This window comes from Pseudomonas sp. PMCC200344, assembly GCF_030053095.1.
GTDB classification, from domain to species: Bacteria; Pseudomonadota; Gammaproteobacteria; order Pseudomonadales; family Pseudomonadaceae; genus Aquipseudomonas; species Aquipseudomonas svalbardensis.
In genome coordinates this window covers 1468732-1484656 of sequence record NZ_CP125618.1, presented here as the reverse complement: position 1 = coordinate 1484656, position 15925 = coordinate 1468732, and the positions used below count along the sequence as shown (strand labels likewise).

At 58.5% G+C, this 15925-nt stretch carries 13 protein-coding genes; 10 read left to right on the top strand and 3 right to left on the bottom strand.

All coding sequences use genetic code 11. The features are described 5' to 3' along the window. The first annotated feature begins 9 nt into the window (after window positions 1-9). Window positions 10-2292, top strand: a complete 2283-nt coding sequence (locus tag QFW87_RS06665; protein ID WP_283190883.1) for a bifunctional diguanylate cyclase/phosphodiesterase — start codon at window positions 10-12, stop codon at window positions 2290-2292. Here the strand turns inward: QFW87_RS06665 and QFW87_RS06660 are convergent. After that, window positions 2183-3079, bottom strand: a complete 897-nt coding sequence (locus QFW87_RS06660) for an NAD(P)-dependent oxidoreductase (RefSeq protein ID WP_283190103.1) — start codon at window positions 3077-3079, stop codon at window positions 2183-2185. The two genes, QFW87_RS06665 and QFW87_RS06660, sit on opposite strands and share 110 nt — an antisense overlap. A gap of 197 nt (window positions 3080-3276) precedes the next feature. Between QFW87_RS06660 and QFW87_RS06655 the strand changes: the two genes are divergently transcribed. After that, a complete protein-coding gene (locus tag QFW87_RS06655) occupies window positions 3277-5472 on the top strand; it encodes a hypothetical protein (protein ID WP_283190102.1) in 2196 nt (731 codons plus the stop codon). A 299-nt stretch (window positions 5473-5771) separates the two neighbouring features. Here QFW87_RS06655 and QFW87_RS06650 read toward each other — a convergent pair whose 3' ends face one another. Next, window positions 5772-6077 (bottom strand): DUF2288 domain-containing protein, encoded by a 306-nt coding sequence (locus tag QFW87_RS06650; RefSeq protein WP_007906642.1) that lies wholly within the window; start codon window positions 6075-6077, stop codon window positions 5772-5774. A gap of 338 nt (window positions 6078-6415) precedes the next feature. Between QFW87_RS06650 and QFW87_RS06645 the strand changes: the two genes are divergently transcribed. From QFW87_RS06645 to QFW87_RS06625, 5 genes are all read left to right on the top strand, one after another. After that, window positions 6416-7543 (top strand): branched-chain amino acid ABC transporter substrate-binding protein, encoded by a 1128-nt coding sequence (locus QFW87_RS06645; protein WP_283183291.1) that lies wholly within the window; start codon window positions 6416-6418, stop codon window positions 7541-7543. A gap of 232 nt (window positions 7544-7775) precedes the next feature. Beyond that, entirely contained in the window at window positions 7776-8699 is a 924-nt protein-coding gene (gene livH / locus QFW87_RS06640; RefSeq protein ID WP_283190101.1) for a high-affinity branched-chain amino acid ABC transporter permease LivH, read from the top strand. Beyond that, entirely contained in the window at window positions 8696-9952 is a 1257-nt protein-coding gene (locus QFW87_RS06635) for a high-affinity branched-chain amino acid ABC transporter permease LivM (RefSeq protein WP_283190100.1), read from the top strand. The genes livH and QFW87_RS06635 overlap by 4 nt, the downstream gene beginning before the upstream one ends. Further along, window positions 9949-10716 (top strand): high-affinity branched-chain amino acid ABC transporter ATP-binding protein LivG, encoded by a 768-nt coding sequence (gene livG, locus QFW87_RS06630; protein WP_129441792.1) that lies wholly within the window; start codon window positions 9949-9951, stop codon window positions 10714-10716. The genes QFW87_RS06635 and livG overlap by 4 nt, the downstream gene beginning before the upstream one ends. Beyond that, window positions 10717-11418: an ABC transporter ATP-binding protein gene (locus tag QFW87_RS06625; protein ID WP_046046223.1), complete on the top strand. Its 702-nt coding sequence runs from the start codon at window positions 10717-10719 to the stop codon at window positions 11416-11418. A gap of 430 nt (window positions 11419-11848) precedes the next feature. On the opposite strand, the gene QFW87_RS06620 is transcribed toward QFW87_RS06625, so the two are convergent. Continuing rightward, window positions 11849-12769, bottom strand: a complete 921-nt coding sequence (locus QFW87_RS06620; protein ID WP_283190099.1) for a LysR family transcriptional regulator — start codon at window positions 12767-12769, stop codon at window positions 11849-11851. A 105-nt stretch (window positions 12770-12874) separates the two neighbouring features. Between QFW87_RS06620 and QFW87_RS06615 the strand changes: the two genes are divergently transcribed. The 3 genes from QFW87_RS06615 (at window position 12875) to QFW87_RS06605 (ending at window position 15908) form a co-directional block, all read left to right on the top strand. Further along, window positions 12875-13474, top strand: a complete 600-nt coding sequence (locus tag QFW87_RS06615) for a short chain dehydrogenase (RefSeq protein WP_283183287.1) — start codon at window positions 12875-12877, stop codon at window positions 13472-13474. 59 nt (window positions 13475-13533) lie between these two features. After that, window positions 13534-14199 carry a hypothetical protein gene (locus QFW87_RS06610; protein ID WP_283190098.1) on the top strand — a complete coding sequence of 222 codons (666 nt, stop codon included), beginning with the start codon at window positions 13534-13536 and terminating at the stop codon, window positions 14197-14199. Window positions 14200-14294: 95 nt separating this feature from the next. Then, window positions 14295-15908 carry an NAD(P)/FAD-dependent oxidoreductase gene (locus QFW87_RS06605; RefSeq protein ID WP_283190097.1) on the top strand — a complete coding sequence of 538 codons (1614 nt, stop codon included), beginning with the start codon at window positions 14295-14297 and terminating at the stop codon, window positions 15906-15908. The last annotated feature ends 17 nt before the right edge of the window (window positions 15909-15925 follow it).

Below are 15925 nucleotides of genomic sequence, written 5' to 3'. Positions count from 1 at the left end.
GGGCATGCTATGGAGTGGCTTGGTTTGCATTTCATTACTGAGCTGACGGCGAACGGCCAGGTAATACTCAACTGCACACATGACCCTTTTCTGGTACTGCTGGCGTATTTGGTCGCCTGTGTCGGCAGCTTTGCCACATTGGACATGGCCGAACGGGTCTGTCACATGGAAAAACCCGCCTCGCAGCGGCTCTGGCGCTGGGTCGGCGCCAGTTGCCTGGCGGGCGGGATCTGGGCCATGCACTTCATTGGCATGCTAGCGTTTCAGGCTCCGATCGACATTCAATATGAATTACCCATCACTCTCCTTTCTCTGTTGATCGCCCTGCTCGCCTCGTGGTTGGCCATGCATACTCTCAGCCATCCCCGCCTGAGTTTTTGGCAATACCTCCAGGCTTCGATCTGCATCGGCCTGGGCATCGCCACCATGCATTACGTGGGCATGACCGCCATGCGTTCGAGTGCGGTGGCCTATTACCAACCTACGCTATTCGCCCTCTCCATTGTGATCGCCATCGGTGCCAGCCTTGCAGCCCTGCTGATATCAAGTCATCTGCGCGACGGCACCGGTCTGTTCCATCAACTGCTCAAATACAGCGCCAGTCTGGTGCTCGGGGCAGGCATCATCAGCATGCACTTCACCGGCATGGCCGCCTTCAATCTGGTGCTGCCCGCCGACAGCCTCCAGCCGCTGCCCGGCGTAAACAATCATCTGCAACTGGGTCTGACGGTGGCGATCATGACGCTGCTGATCATCGGCAGCAGCATCAGCGCGGCGCTGGCGGACAAGAAGCTGCAAAACAAGGAGCGCGACCTGCAACGGGTCAACGCCCTGCTCAGTCAACTGGACCAGGCGAGGATGTCGTTACAACAGGTGGCGCACTACGACGCCCTGACCAACCTGATCAACCGTCGTGGCTTCAACCAGATTTTTGCCGAGAAACTCATCGAGAAAACCAACGAAGGCGGCATGCTGGCGGTGTTGTTCCTGGACATCGACCATTTCAAGCGGATCAACGACAGCCTCGGCCATGATGCCGGCGACGAATTGCTCAAAGTCCTGGCCAGCCACATCAAGGGTTCAGTGCGCAGCCACGAAGACGTCGTGGCGCGTTTCGGCGGTGACGAATTCTGCATCCTCATCGGCCTGCACGATCGTGAAGAAGCGCGGCACATGGCCCAACGCATCATGCTGAAAATGCAGGAGCCCATCGAGCTGTCCGGGCGGCGCATGGTCATGACCACCAGTATCGGCATCAGCTTGTTTCCGCAAGATGGCAAGACCTGTGAAGAGTTGCTGAAAAACGCTGACCTGGCGCTGTATCAGTCCAAGGACACCGGGCGCAATGGCCTGAATTTCTTCAGCGAAGACCTGAAAACCCGCGCAACGCTGGAACTGCAACTCGAAGAAGAACTGCGCCACGCCCTGCGCGAAAACACCGGGCTGATGCTCTATTACCAACCGATCTACGACCTGAAAACCGGCCAAGTCAGCAAGCTTGAAGCGCTGATCCGCTGGCAACATCCGGTTCACGGACTGCTGGCACCGGATCGCTTCATTGCCATCGCCGAAGCCAACGGCCTGATCGCCGAACTGGACCACTGGGTCCTGCGCAAAGCCTGTGAGGATCTGGGCGAGTTGTCGCGTCAGGGTTGCGAAGAACTCCACATCGCCGTGAACTGCTCGCCCCTGAACCTGGCGCGCGAAGAATTGGCCGATGAAATCGAACACGCACTGCGGCGCGCCGGAGTGGCGCCGCAGCGGCTGGAACTGGAAGTGACCGAGAACGCCTTGATGGGCAACATCGCCAACACGGCGGTGTTGCTGCGCCAGATTCGCGCCCTCGGCGTTTCGCTGTCGATTGACGACTTCGGCACCGGTTATTCCTCTCTGGCCTACCTCAAGCGCCTACCACTCAATACGCTGAAGATCGACCGCTCGTTCATTCAGGACATTCCCAAGGCCACCCAGGACATGGAAATCGTTCAAGCGATCATCGTCATGGCCCACACGCTGCATTTGCAGGTGGTGACCGAAGGCGTCGAAACCCTTGAGCAATACGAGTTTCTGGAGCGTAACGGCTGCGACTTCGTGCAGGGCTACTTGCTCAGTCGTCCGGTACCGCTGGTGGAATTGCGTCCCGTGCTGAACGAAATCAACCAGCGCAAGCACTCGCACACTGTCAGCCCTTTGGGTCTGGCTCGCGGTACAACTGCACTAGCGTCGACGGATCTTTTTCCAGGAATCCCTGGCTCCCATGCAGCCGCATCAATTGTGCGGCCAGTCCACTGATCGGCGTGGCCGAGCCTTGCTCACGGGAAAACTTCACCGCGGTGTCGAGGTCCTTGAGCAGCGTGCGCACATGCCATTTCACCGGTTCGAAACGACTATCGGCCATTTGCGGACCCAGGATCTGCAAGGGCTTTGAATCGGCAAACCCGCCTGCCAGAGCCTCTGCGATCAGGCTGGCCTGCACCCCGGAACGCTCGGCCAACGCCACGACTTCGGCGATGACCAGCGCGTTGCAGGCGACGATCATCTGATTGCAGGCCTTGGTCACCTGCCCCGCTCCGACGGCGCCCATGTGGGTCACGCGCTGGCCGAGGCTCAACAGCACAGGCCTGACGCGCTCAAGATCCGCCGTTTCACCGCCCACCATGATCGCCAGGCTGCCGGCCTCGGCACCGACCACTCCGCCAGACACTGGTGTATCCAGCCAGCTCATGCCGGTTTGGCTGACCAGCGCTGTCGCCATTTCCCGCGTCGCGGTAGGTTCCAGGCTGGAAAAATCCACCAGCAATTGACCGATTTTCGCACCTTGCGCAATCCCTTCCGCGCCAAACACCACCTCTCGAACCACCGATGTGTCCGCCAGGCACAGCATCACCACGTCGGCGTGCTGGCACAACTCAGCCGGCGTGGTGACCTGTCGTGCACCGGCCTCGACCAGCGGCGCGCACTTTGCCGGATTGCGGTTCCACACGGTCAGCGGATAACCCGCCGCCAGCAGGCGCCGGCACATCGGCAAACCCATCAGGCCGATCCCGGCAAACCCAAGTAAAGGTAACGTTGCCATCATTTAGCCTCCTTTTGATTAAAGATCACCGAATATTGGCCGATTCATCATGACTTAGGAAAGGATTCCCCCGAGCGATGCGCAGGCCAAGCCCCTGACGCTTGGGCCAAATACGCGCTGAAAAAAGACGCGAGATCCCATCCGTGATGGTTCGACGACAGCTTGTCGCCCAACCAACCAGCCCAGGTACATGGCGCACAATGACTTCTAAAAACAATCCGGCCGCTGCGATATCCGATCTGACGTTGAGCCCAGCGGCGAACAGCCCCGCACCGTCGAAGCCATTGACGCCATCGCGCCCGTTGGCGACTCAGCAATACCTGTACTTCACCGAAACCAACACCGACCGTATCCTAGACAACCTCGACGGCCTGCGCGACATGGTGTTCCCGCGCCCACCGCATCTGGAAGGCGACAGTGAACAGCACAGCGATCAGGAATTCCCGTCGGTATGCTTGATCGGCCTGGGCCGCTGCGGTTCGAACATCGCACTGGACGTCGCCGAACTGGTGTACAACGCCCGCAAGTTCTACCTCAACGAATTCAATAACGAAGACCGTCTGTCACCGGACAAGCGCTTCGCTGAAAAGGGCTACAGCCCGGCACAGTGGATTCGCAACAACCTGCGCCTGGGGCCGAACAAGGCTACCAAACCGGTGTTCCTGGTAGAACCGCTGGTCATGCTCGGCGACTTGGACAAAGACATCGCCGGTCGCATCCGCTTCTCGCGCAAGGGCGAAAAAAGTGGGTTCCTGCGCGACTACAGCAAAATGAAAATCATGGACTTGTCGGAAGTCCACGCCGGTGGCGCCGGTAACGCGCCGATCCTCGGTCAGTACCTGGCCAAGATCATCCTGAACAAGGACACCCAGCGTTTCTCCAGCCCTGACTGGAAGATGATCCACTCGTACCTGATCGACAGCTGCGGCATCAAGGCCAACCAGTCGCGCCTGTATTTCTCGATCTTCAGTGCCGGTGGTGGTACCGGTTCGGGCATGGCTTCGGAATTCGGCTTGGCCCAGCAACACTCGTACATGAACAAGACATTCGACACCAAGCCAATGGACGAGCACGACAGCAAAAGCGGCCATGCTTTCGTCTTCGAGCCGATCTTCACCAGCGGCATCTGCGTGCTGCCGAACATTTCCGATCACCGAAGCGAAATGTCTGAGGCGCTGCACATCAACGCCGGTCGCCTGCTGTGCAAATACCTGTCGGAAGAGTGGGATTTCTCCTACAACTTCGACAATGAAGACAGCAGCGAAGCCAGTGTCATGGGCCGTATCCGCCCATGGAACGCCATGATGCTGATCTCCAACGACATCATGCGTTACGCCGAAGAAAGCGATGACGGCAACATCCAGAACATCGACGTCAATGCGATGGAAAAGCACGCTAACCAATACATCTCACAGCAGATCTTCAACATTCTGACGGCGCAAGCGGTCACCACCGACTACGACCAGAACTATTTCCGTCGCGCCGGCATCGACATTGGCGAAACCATTCGCCTGGACGCCAACGACCTGTTCATGAGCCTGGCAGGCCCTGTAGCGATTGCCTACGCCGAGTCCGTGGTGCCGGAAACTCCGCCGCCGAGTAGCGACAAGTTCAAGGTGTTCGAGAAAGAACCTCAGCGCCTGAACATCGACGACTTGTTCTTCCGCTCCATCGACTTGCCGCACTTCAACAAAGTGACCCAGGCGATCGAAGGCATCAGCCTGTTGCCGATCGAATCCAAGCGCTATCGCGCCTCGCTGGAGCAGTACAAGAACTCGGGGTATGACGCGGCCGCCTTGCACGACCTGCACTTCTTCAAGAACTGCTCATCGGTAGTGTCGATTGTTTCGCTGCCGAAGGACTACAAGCTGTCCTACATGGACCTGAACCGGTTGAAGACCCACCTCAACAGCCTGTTCCCGAACACCACGCTCAAGCGTTATGCGCTGGTCATCGGCGCCTCGGCCAACCTGTCGCTGACCACCCTGATCGCCAAGAGCCCGTGCCTGTCGGACGACTTCCTGACGCTGATCGTGGCCTTCATCAAGCGTTGCTTCGCGAAAAACCCGTACCGCTTTGATGAAACCCTGGATAACTCGATTCTGGATTTCATCATTAATGAAGATTTCGACGAAGACCGGATCGACGAGTTGCTGAATGAATTCGAGAACCCGGCGAAGATCCTCGACACCAACTGGTACGCGATCAAACCGATGTACGAGAAGAAGTACCGCGAACTGATCAACGACAAAGACAAGTTCGTCTCGATCAATGACATTCGTCTGTCCCGGGACTGCGTGAAGAAGGCGATCAAGTACTTGCGCGAGATTTATCGCCACCGGATTGGCAAGACCAAGGTTATTTCTTTGAATAACCATACGGGCAAGACTGCTTAATTAGCGGCGCGCCCAATCGCGAGCAGGCTCGCTCCCACAGGTGACCGCGTTCTTTCAGGAGGAATGCGATCACATTGTGGGAGCGATCCTGCTCGCGATGGCGGCATAAAATTCACCACAAATCCCAACATTCAGAAACAATTAAGTAGCCCTTAGGCTGCTCGATAAACTGTTCCCGTTACGTTTACGTCACCGTGATGCTGGCCCGCCTGTGGCCTTTCTCTACGGCAACATGCCATCACGCTACTCGGCTACACACTTTCGTCCAACAAAGTCACGCACCAATAGAGTGCGCTACTTCAGCTCGTCGCCCTTTCCTGGATCAGAATCCACGGCGAAACGACCACTGCCCACAGCTCCGGATCGCGTTCAAAAAGATCCAGCGCCCGCGTTTCAGACAGCTTGGCGACCTTGTCGGCGGCCAGCCAGGCAGCCACTTTCTCGCCTTCGTCGGTCGCGACTGCCTCCGCTGCAGCAATCAGATCCAGACCGGGATCGACCCACAATAGGGCACCCCTAGCGAAGAACGGCTCAAGCTCCTTCCAGGTAATAGATGCGGTTTCACCAAGCAGCTTGGCATAGAGGGTGCTAGGTTCTTGAGTCATGGGTCCTGTCCGGAAAAGAAATCGACGTAATCATAACGTTGGTGGTCTGGCAGAAAAACCCGGATGCAATTGAGTTACTGATTGAAAACAGCAGGAAAGCCAAGGATTGCTGATATTTCAGCTATAACCCCCGCCGCCATTCTGTCTTTTTCTTTCAAAAAAGCGACACCCTCTGATTTTGCCCCCTGGCGCCAGCTTCCCAGGCTAACAATTGGCGCTCTACACTGTACCGGTACAGTTGCCGGGGGCATTTTCCGGAGGATATCGAAGATATCTGACCCGGTTCTGCTGCTACGGCGCCAGGACTATAAAAACTACAACAGTAAGAGTGGAGCACTATGACTAAGGCTACTAAGCAGATTTCCAAACTGTTTGCCGCTATGGTTCTGGCCGGGGTTGCCAGCCATTCGTTCGCAGCTGACACCATCAAGATCGGCATCGCCGGCCCTAAAACCGGCCCTGTAGCCCAATACGGCGACATGCAGTTCAGTGGCGCCAAAATGGCCATCGAACAGATCAACGCCAAAGGCGGCGTAGACGGCAAGAAACTCGAAGCCGTTGAATACGATGACGCCTGTGATCCAAAACAAGCGGTAGCGGTCGCGAACAAAGTCGTCAACGACGGCGTCAAGTTCGTGGTCGGTCACCTGTGCTCCAGCTCCACTCAACCGGCTTCGGACATTTACGAAGACGAAGGCGTGATCATGATCACCCCGGCTGCCACCAGCCCGGACATCACTTCCCGTGGTTACAAAATGGTGTTCCGCACCATCGGTCTGGACAGCGCCCAAGGCCCTGCCGCCGGTAACTACATTGCCGACTTCGTAAAACCGAAGATCGTTGCTGTTCTGCACGACAAACAGCAATACGGTGAAGGCATCGCCACCGCTGTGAAGAAAACCCTGGAAGGCAAAAACGTCAAGGTTGCCGTGTTCGAAGGCATCAACGCCGGCGACAAAGACTTCTCTTCGATGATCGCCAAACTCAAGCAAGCCAACGTCGACTTCGTCTACTACGGCGGCTACCACCCGGAGCTGGGCCTGATCCTGCGTCAAGCCCAGGAAAAAGGCCTGAAAGCCAAGTTCATGGGTCCGGAAGGCGTGGGTAACGACTCCATTTCGCAGATCGCCAAGGACGCTTCCGAAGGTCTGCTGGTAACCCTGCCGAAATCCTTCGACCAGGATCCGGCCAACGTCGCCCTGGCTGACGCGTTCAAAGCCAAGAAAGAAGACCCGAGCGGTCCGTTCGTGTTCCCGGCCTACTCGGCTGTGACCGTCATCGCTGACGGTATCAAGGCTGCCAAGAGCGAAGACACTGCCAAAGTGGCTGAAGCTATCCACGCAGGCACCTTCAAGACTCCGACTGGCGACCTGAGCTTCGACGCCAAGGGCGACTTGAAAGACTTCAAATTTGTGGTTTACGAGTGGCACTTCGGCAAACCTAAAACTGAAGCAAAACCTCAGTAAGGCGCGGCCAAACTGACTGCCAATAAAGCCCACGGCGTGCCGTGGGCTTTATTTTACGAATGTATTGGGCCGCACTGGCGTGATCCGCCAGTCTCCCCACCTGAAAATCTCAAAACCGTCATCAGCGGTTCGCTGGCAAACCTCGCGTTCGAAGTGGATGCAGATCCACGGGGCTCGAGCGGGAAAATGACTCCACCAGTGAAATGCGTATCAGGTTTTTAGGAGCGCTGTAATGCCTGACATCTATCACTTTTTCCAACAGCTGGTTAATGGTCTGACCATTGGCAGCACGTATGCCCTGATCGCCATCGGCTATACGATGGTTTACGGCATCATTGGAATGATCAACTTCGCCCACGGCGAGGTGTACATGATCGGTTCGTACGTGGCGTTCATCGCCATCGCCGGGCTGGCCATGATGGGACTCGACAGTGTTCCACTGTTGATGACCGCCGCTTTCCTCGCGACCATCGTCGTGACCAGTGCCTATGGCTACAGCATCGAACGGATCGCCTACCGCCCCTTGCGCGGCAGCAACCGTCTGATTCCGCTGATTTCCGCCATTGGCATGTCGATCTTCCTACAGAACACGGTTCTGCTGGCGCAAGACTCCAAGGACAAATCCATCCCCAACCTGATCCCCGGCAACTTCTCCATCGGGCCAGGTGGCGCACATGAAGTGCTGATTTCCTACATGCAAATCGTGGTGTTCGTGGTGACTCTGGTCGCCATGCTCGGCCTGACGCTGTTCATCTCCCGCTCTCGCCTGGGTCGCGCCTGCCGTGCCTGTGCCGAAGACATCAAGATGGCCAACCTCTTGGGTATCAACACCAACAACATCATCGCGCTGACCTTCGTCATCGGTGCCGCACTGGCAGCCATCGCGGCTGTGCTGCTGAGCATGCAATACGGGGTGATCAACCCGAACGCCGGTTTCCTGGTCGGCCTCAAGGCCTTCACCGCCGCGGTACTGGGCGGTATCGGCAGCATCCCCGGAGCCATGCTTGGCGGGATCGTGCTTGGGGTGGCGGAAGCTTTCGGTGCCGATATCTTCGGCGACCAGTACAAGGACGTCGTGGCGTTCGGCTTATTGGTTCTGGTGTTGTTGTTCCGGCCAACCGGCCTGTTGGGCCGTCCGGAGGTTGAGAAAGTATGACTAGGAATATTAAACAGGCGTTGTTCAGCGCCTTGCTGGTGTGGGCCGTTGCCTACCCGGTGCTCGGTCTGAAACTGACCATCGTCGGCATCAACCTCGAAGTCCATGGCACCAGCGACGCCACCCTGATCACCATCGCCGTGTGCTCGGTGTTGATGTTCCTGCGCGTGCTGTTCGACCAGCAGATCAGCTCGGCCTGGAAATCCTCGCCGAACCTGCCAGTGATGCCGGCCAAGGCCAGTACGTTCCTGACCCTGCCGACCACTCAGCGCTGGATCATCATCGCGTTGATCATCGGTGCGCTGGTCTGGCCGTTCTTCGGTTCCCGCGGTGCGGTGGATATCGCCACGCTGGTGCTGATCTACGTGATGCTCGGCCTGGGCCTGAACATCGTGGTCGGTCTGGCTGGTCTGCTCGACCTCGGTTACGTCGGCTTCTATGCCGTCGGCGCCTACAGTTATGCGCTGCTGTCGCACTACTACGGTCTGAGCTTCTGGATCTGCCTGCCAATCGCCGGGATGATGGCGGCCACCTTCGGCTTCCTGCTCGGCTTCCCGGTCCTGCGTCTGCGCGGTGACTATCTGGCGATCGTGACGCTGGGCTTCGGTGAGATCATCCGTCTGTTCCTGCGAAACCTGACCGACATCACCGGTGGCCCGAACGGCATCAGCAACATTCCCAAGCCAACGCTTTTCGGACTGACCTTCGATAAAACGGCCGCAGAGGGACTGCAGACGTTCCACGAGTACTTCGGCCTGGCATACAACTCGATCAACAAGGTGATCTTCCTTTACCTGATCGCGGTGTTGTTGTCGCTGTTCGCCCTGTTCGTCATCAACCGCTTGCTGCGCATGCCGCTGGGCCGTGCCTGGGAAGCGCTGCGTGAAGACGAAATCGCCTGCCGTGCGCTGGGGCTCAATCCTACGGTCATCAAGCTGTCGGCCTTCACCCTCGGTGCTGCGTTCGCCGGTTTCGCCGGTAGCTTCTTCGCCGCGCGCCAAGGTCTGGTGACACCGGAGTCCTTCACCTTCATCGAATCGGCGACCATCCTCGCCATCGTGGTGCTGGGTGGCATGGGCTCGCAGCTGGGCGTCGTACTCGCCGCCACGGTGATGATCCTGTTGCCTGAAATGATGCGTGAGTTCAGTGAATACCGCATGTTGATGTTCGGCGCCTTGATGGTGCTGATGATGATCTGGCGTCCTCAAGGACTGCTGCCCATGCAACGTCCTCACATGGAGCTGCGCAAATGAGCCGCGAGATCCTTAAAGTCGAAAATCTGAGCATGCGCTTCGGCGGCTTGCTGGCGGTCAACGGCGTAGCCCTGAGCGTGAAGGAAAAACAGGTCGTGGCACTGATCGGCCCCAACGGCGCCGGCAAGACCACCGTGTTCAACTGCCTGACCGGTTTCTACCAGCCGAGTGGCGGCAGCATCCTGCTGGACGGCGAGCCGATCCAAGGCCTGCCCGGCCACAAGATTGCCCTCAAAGGCGTAGTGCGCACCTTTCAGAACGTGCGGTTGTTCAAGGACATGACGGCGGTCGAGAACCTCTTGATCGCCCAGCACCGTCACCTGAACACCAACTTCCTGGCCGGTCTGTTCAAGACCCCGGCGTTCCGCAAGAGCGAGCGCGAGGCCATGGAGTTCGCCGAATTCTGGCTGGACAAGGTCAACCTGAAGGCGTTCGCCAACCGTCCGGCCGGTACCCTGGCCTACGGTCAGCAACGTCGTCTGGAAATCGCTCGCTGCATGATGACCCGCCCGCGGATCCTCATGCTCGACGAACCGGCCGCCGGCCTGAACCCGAAGGAAACCGAAGATCTTAAAGCGTTGATCAGCATGCTGCGTGAAGAGCACAACGTCACCGTGCTGCTGATCGAACACGACATGAAACTGGTCATGAGCATTTCCGACCACATCGTCGTGATCAACCAGGGCACGCCTCTGGCCAACGGCACGCCGGAACAGATCCGCGACAATCCCGAAGTGATCAAAGCCTACCTGGGGGAAGCGTAAATGCTGCAATTCGAAAACGTTTCCACCTTCTACGGCAAGATCCAGGCCTTGCACAGCGTCAACGTGGAAATCCGTCAGGGCGAAATCGTTACCCTGATCGGCGCCAACGGCGCGGGCAAATCCACCTTGCTGATGACGCTTTGCGGTTCGCCGCAAGCCCACAGCGGCAGCATCAAGTACATGGGTGAAGAGCTCGTGGGGCAGACCTCGGCGCAGATCATGCGCAAGAGCATCGCCGTGGTTCCGGAAGGTCGTCGAGTGTTTGCCCGTCTGACCGTGGAAGAAAACCTCGCCATGGGCGGTTTCTTCACCGATAAGGGCGATTATCAGGAACAGATGGACAAGGTTCTCGGACTTTTCCCACGCCTGAAAGAACGCTTCGCCCAACGCGGCGGCACCATGTCCGGCGGCGAACAGCAAATGCTCGCCATCGGCCGTGCGCTGATGAGCAAACCCAAGCTGCTGCTGCTCGACGAACCTTCGTTGGGCCTGGCACCGATCATCATCCAGCAGATCTTCGACATCATCGAACAGCTGCGCAAGGACGGTGTGACGGTGTTCCTGGTGGAGCAGAACGCCAACCAGGCGCTGAAAATTGCCGACCGTGCGTACGTTCTGGAGAACGGCCGGGTGGTAATGACAGGCACTGGGGAAGCCCTGCTGACTGATCCGAAAGTACGTGAAGCGTACTTGGGTGGTTGAGTCTTTGCGGTAAACAAAAAACGGCCTTCGGGCCGTTTTTTTTGTGCCTCACACAAACTCGGCAACGATGAAGATCCCTGTGGGAGCGAGCTTGCTCGCGATAGCGGTGTGACAGTCAACATTGATTCCGACTGACCCTCCGTCATCGCGAGCAAGCTCGCACAGGGGATATTGGGTGTTTTGGAGAGCGTGTTTAATCAGTGTCCGTGTTACTTCCTGCAAGCTACAACGTCTTGCTGCTCGGTATCCAGCAAAGCATCATGCTGGGCGAGCTGGCGGTGAATCGGGCGCTGGATCAAATCGCCCCACAAGAAGCCTGACCACGAAGATCACCCTGTGGGAGCGAGCCTGCTCGCGAATGCAATTTCACATTCAACAGAAATGTTGTCTGCCCTACCGCTTTCGCGAGCAGGCTCGCTCCCACAGAGATCTATGTGGTGTGCTGGAGCCGATCCAGCGCTTCACCGCTGCGCTTGAACCAGCCTATCAGGTAATCCGCCAACACCTGCGTGCGCTTCGGCAAACCGCCCTGATACGGGTGAACCAGGTACATCGGCATTCTGCGCGTCTGATAGCCACGCAGGAGCCAGAGCAAACGGCCGTCAGCCAATTCCGCTTGCAGCAGGTAGGACGGCAACCGCGCAATGCCGGCACCGGCCAGTGCCGCTTTCTTCAGCAAGCTGTAATGGTTGCTGGCGAACGGCCCCGAAACCCGTACCCGCAGCAACTCGTGTTGCTGGTGATAGAGCCACTCTTCGCGACCGCTGTAATGACTGTTGAGCAGACAGCGGTGTTCAGCGAGTGCTTGAGGCGTTAACGGTTCGCCGTATTGCTCTAGGTAGGCCGGGCTGGCGCAGGTCATTTCGTGCCAGGCTAATAGCGGTCGGGCCACCAGGCGTTCGTCATTGCCCACCTCGGAGCGAACCGCGAGATCAAACCCGTCGCGGGACAAATCACGGTAGTTGTTGCTCAGGTCCAGCTCGATCTGCACCTCGGGATATTTGCCAGAGAACTCCAGCAACAAGCCATCGAAGAAGGTTTCCCCCAGCGATACCGGAACCGTCATACGCACCGGCCCGGCCATGTCATCCTTCAACCGCGCCAATGCCTGACGTGCCCTCTCGACCTGGACTACGAGCGCCTGGGCTTGCGGCAACAGCGCCGCACCCGCGGCGGTCAGGCTCAAACGGCGGGTGGTGCGTTGCAGCAGCACCACTGAAAACCGCGATTCCAGTTGGCTGATGCGCTTGGATAACTGCCCCTTGCTGCACCCCAATTGCTGCGCCGCCAAGGTAAAACTCCCCGCTTCGATCAACACCGCAAACGCTGCCAGATCATCCATTTCGCTCATGGATTGTTTCCATTTGAAAACCAAAGGTTGCCTATTAGCGCGCTTATCAATGGAAAAAACCACTCTAGACTTAAGCCTCTTTCAACCCACTCGAGAATCAGCAGCATGAAAATTCTTTTGATAGGCGCAGGCGGCACCATCGGTTCGGCGGTCGACAAGGAGCTGTCCGAGCGTCACGAAATCATCCGTATCGGCCGCAACAGCGGTGATTACCATGTGGATATCAGCGACAGCGCTTCGATTCGCAAGCTGTTCGAGAAAACCGGCAAGTTCGATGCACTGGTCTGCGCCGCTGGCAACGTGACCTTTGCCCCCTTGAGCGAAATGACCGAAGACAGTTTTGCCCTGGGCTTGAAAGACAAGTTGATGGGCCAGGTCAATCTGCTGCTGATCGGTCGCGAGTTCGCCAATGACGGCGCCTCGTTCACCTTCACCACTGGTGTGCTCAGCCACGACCCAATTCGCAGCGGCGCTTCGGCAGCACTGGTCAATGGTGCTCTGGACAGCTTCGTCCGCGCCGCCGCCATCGAACTGCCTCGCGGCCTGCGCGTCAACTCAGTGAGCCCGAACGTACTGGTCGAAGCCATGGGCAGCTACGCGCCGTATTTCCGCGGCTACAAACCGGTTCCGGCAGCGGATGTGGCATTGGCCTACGCCAAAAGCGTGGAAGGCCTGCAAACAGGTCAGACCTTTCACGTGGGCTAAACCCTTGTGATGAACGGTCAGGCTGAGTAACGTGGCGGCACTTGTCTGGAGACTCAAAGATGCGTGTTGCCCGTTCCTTAGTCCTTGTTGCCCTGCTTCCGCTGTTTGCCGCATGCCAGTTTTTCGATGGCCCGCGTGAAAGTGCCTCCCACGTGGGCCAGACCCGCATGCAGGGCCAGTTGACGGCGGCCGACGGCAAACTGTTGTTCCAGCCGTGCAATGAGCAGCGCAGTTATGTGGTCAACGACACCGGCGGCACCAGCGTCCTGCAAGAGGCCGCAACCCTAGCCGATGCCCAAGGCAAGCTGTTTGCCGACGTACGCGGCCGGATCGTTGCCAGCGGTGCCGACAGCCGCCTCGATCTTGCGCAGCTGTACCGCGTCGAGCGCTCGGGCACCGCGTGCAACGATCCGAATTTCAAAGTGCTGATTCTGCGCGCCGCCGGCCATGGGCCTGAGTGGAACGTCAAAGTCAGCGGCAAAGGCATGGTCATCGAGCGCGCCGGTCAGCCGCCATTGGCCGTGCCCTACGTTGAAGAGCAACTGGGCGATGGCCGCTTCAACCTCAGCACTGAAGCCAATAACCAGCACATCGAATTGTGGGTGGCACCGCAACGTTGCGTCGACAGCAGCACCGGCAGTGTCCAGCACATGAGCGCCGAACTGCGCGTCGACGGCCAGGTTCAGCGTGGCTGCGGGTATTTCGGCGGATCGCGTAACGACTGATCGTTTTAGCCTCACGGGAATCATTCTTTGAGGCTTATAATCGCGGGCTTCAAACGCCTTGGCGCAGTTGTGCGCCCCGCGAACCGGATCCTGTCATGTTACGAATCACCGAACTCAAGCTGCCCATCGACCATCCCGAAGAAGACCTGCGCCCTGCCATCGTGCAGCGCCTGGGCATCACCAGTGATGACCTGCTCGACTTCACCTTGTTCAAGCGCAGCTACGATGCGCGCAAAAAGTCCTCCGAACTGTGCTTCATCTACACCATCGACCTCAACGTTCGCGATGAGGCGGCGGTGCTGCACACGTTCGCCGATGACCGTAACGTCAACGTGGCGCCGGATGTCAGCTACAAAGCGGTCGGCCAGGCGCCGGCTGATCTTGAGCAACGTCCTGTCGTCGTGGGCTTCGGTCCGTGCGGGATTTTCGCCGGGCTGCTGCTCGCGCAAATGGGCTTCAAGCCGATCATCCTCGAGCGCGGCACCGAAGTGCGTCAGCGCACCAAGGACACTTGGGGCCTGTGGCGTAAAAGCGTGCTTAACCCGGAATCCAACGTGCAGTTCGGTGAAGGTGGCGCGGGGACATTCTCCGACGGCAAGCTCTACAGCCAGATCAAGGACCCGAAGTTCATCGGTCGCAAAGTCCTGCACGAGTTCGTCAAGGCCGGTGCGCCGGAAGAAATCCTCTACGTCAGCAAACCGCACATCGGTACGTTCCGTCTGACCGGTGTTGTGGAAAACATGCGTGAGCAGATTCGCGCGTTGGGTGGCGAAGTGCGCTTCCAGCAGCGGGTGACCGATGTGTTGATCGAGGACGGCCAACTGGTCGGCGTCGAGCTCGATGGCGGCGAGCAGATCCATTCGAAACACGTGATTCTGGCCCTCGGTCACAGCGCCCGGGACACTTTCCGCATGCTCCACGGCCGTGGCGTGTTCATGGAAGCCAAGCCGTTTTCGGTGGGTTTCCGCATCGAACACCCGCAATCGCTGATCGACCGCGCGCGTCTGGGCAAGTACGCCGGCCACCCGAAACTCGGGGCTGCCGACTACAAACTGGTGCACCACGCCAGCAACGGACGTTCGGTCTACAGCTTCTGCATGTGCCCGGGCGGCACCGTGGTGGCGGCGACCTCCGAGCCAGGCCGCGTGGTCACCAACGGCATGAGCCAGTACTCGCGTAACGAACGCAACGCCAACTCCGGGATCGTCGTCGGGATCACCCCGGAAGTCGATTATCCGGGCGGCCCGCTGGCGGGTATCGAGTTGCAGGAACGCCTGGAATCCCACGCCTTTGTGCTGGGCGGCAGCAACTACGAAGCGCCGGCGCAACTGGTCGGCGACTTCATTGCCGGCAAGCCGTCCACCGAGTTGGGCAGCGTAGAACCGTCCTACAAACCGGGGGTTGCCTTGGGTGATTTGGCGTTGGCCTTGCCGGCGTTCGCCATTGAAGCCATTCGCGAAGCCTTGCCAGCGTTCGAGAAGCAGATTCGCGGTTACTCGCTGCACGACGCCGTGTTGACCGGGATCGAGACGCGTACGTCGTCGCCGCTGCGGATTACCCGTGACGAGTCGATGCAGAGCCTGAACGTGAAAGGCTTGTTCCCGGCGGGTGAAGGCGCGGGTTATGCGGGCGGGATTCTGTCAGCGGGTGTCGATGGGATTCGGATTGCAGAAGCTGTGGCCCGCGACATCCTCGGCCTCGAGGCCTGACCTGCACCTGGAGTAAA

What these genes read in the sequence shown, in the direction of transcription:
- QFW87_RS06665 (WP_283190883.1), top strand. Translation starts at nt 10, where the DNA reads ATGGAGTGGCTTGGTTTGCATTTCATTACTGAGCTGACGGCGAACGGC.
- QFW87_RS06660 (WP_283190103.1), bottom strand. Translation starts at nt 3,079, where the DNA reads ATGATGGCAACGTTACCTTTACTTGGGTTTGCCGGGATCGGCCTGATG.
- QFW87_RS06655 (WP_283190102.1), top strand. Translation starts at nt 3,277, where the DNA reads ATGACTTCTAAAAACAATCCGGCCGCTGCGATATCCGATCTGACGTTG.
- QFW87_RS06650 (WP_007906642.1), bottom strand. Translation starts at nt 6,077, where the DNA reads ATGACTCAAGAACCTAGCACCCTCTATGCCAAGCTGCTTGGTGAAACC.
- QFW87_RS06645 (WP_283183291.1), top strand. Translation starts at nt 6,416, where the DNA reads ATGACTAAGGCTACTAAGCAGATTTCCAAACTGTTTGCCGCTATGGTT.
- livH (WP_283190101.1), top strand. Translation starts at nt 7,776, where the DNA reads ATGCCTGACATCTATCACTTTTTCCAACAGCTGGTTAATGGTCTGACC.
- QFW87_RS06635 (WP_283190100.1), top strand. Translation starts at nt 8,696, where the DNA reads ATGACTAGGAATATTAAACAGGCGTTGTTCAGCGCCTTGCTGGTGTGG.
- livG (WP_129441792.1), top strand. Translation starts at nt 9,949, where the DNA reads ATGAGCCGCGAGATCCTTAAAGTCGAAAATCTGAGCATGCGCTTCGGC.
- QFW87_RS06625 (WP_046046223.1), top strand. Translation starts at nt 10,717, where the DNA reads ATGCTGCAATTCGAAAACGTTTCCACCTTCTACGGCAAGATCCAGGCC.
- QFW87_RS06620 (WP_283190099.1), bottom strand. Translation starts at nt 12,769, where the DNA reads ATGAGCGAAATGGATGATCTGGCAGCGTTTGCGGTGTTGATCGAAGCG.
- QFW87_RS06615 (WP_283183287.1), top strand. Translation starts at nt 12,875, where the DNA reads ATGAAAATTCTTTTGATAGGCGCAGGCGGCACCATCGGTTCGGCGGTC.
- QFW87_RS06610 (WP_283190098.1), top strand. Translation starts at nt 13,534, where the DNA reads ATGCGTGTTGCCCGTTCCTTAGTCCTTGTTGCCCTGCTTCCGCTGTTT.
- QFW87_RS06605 (WP_283190097.1), top strand. Translation starts at nt 14,295, where the DNA reads ATGTTACGAATCACCGAACTCAAGCTGCCCATCGACCATCCCGAAGAA.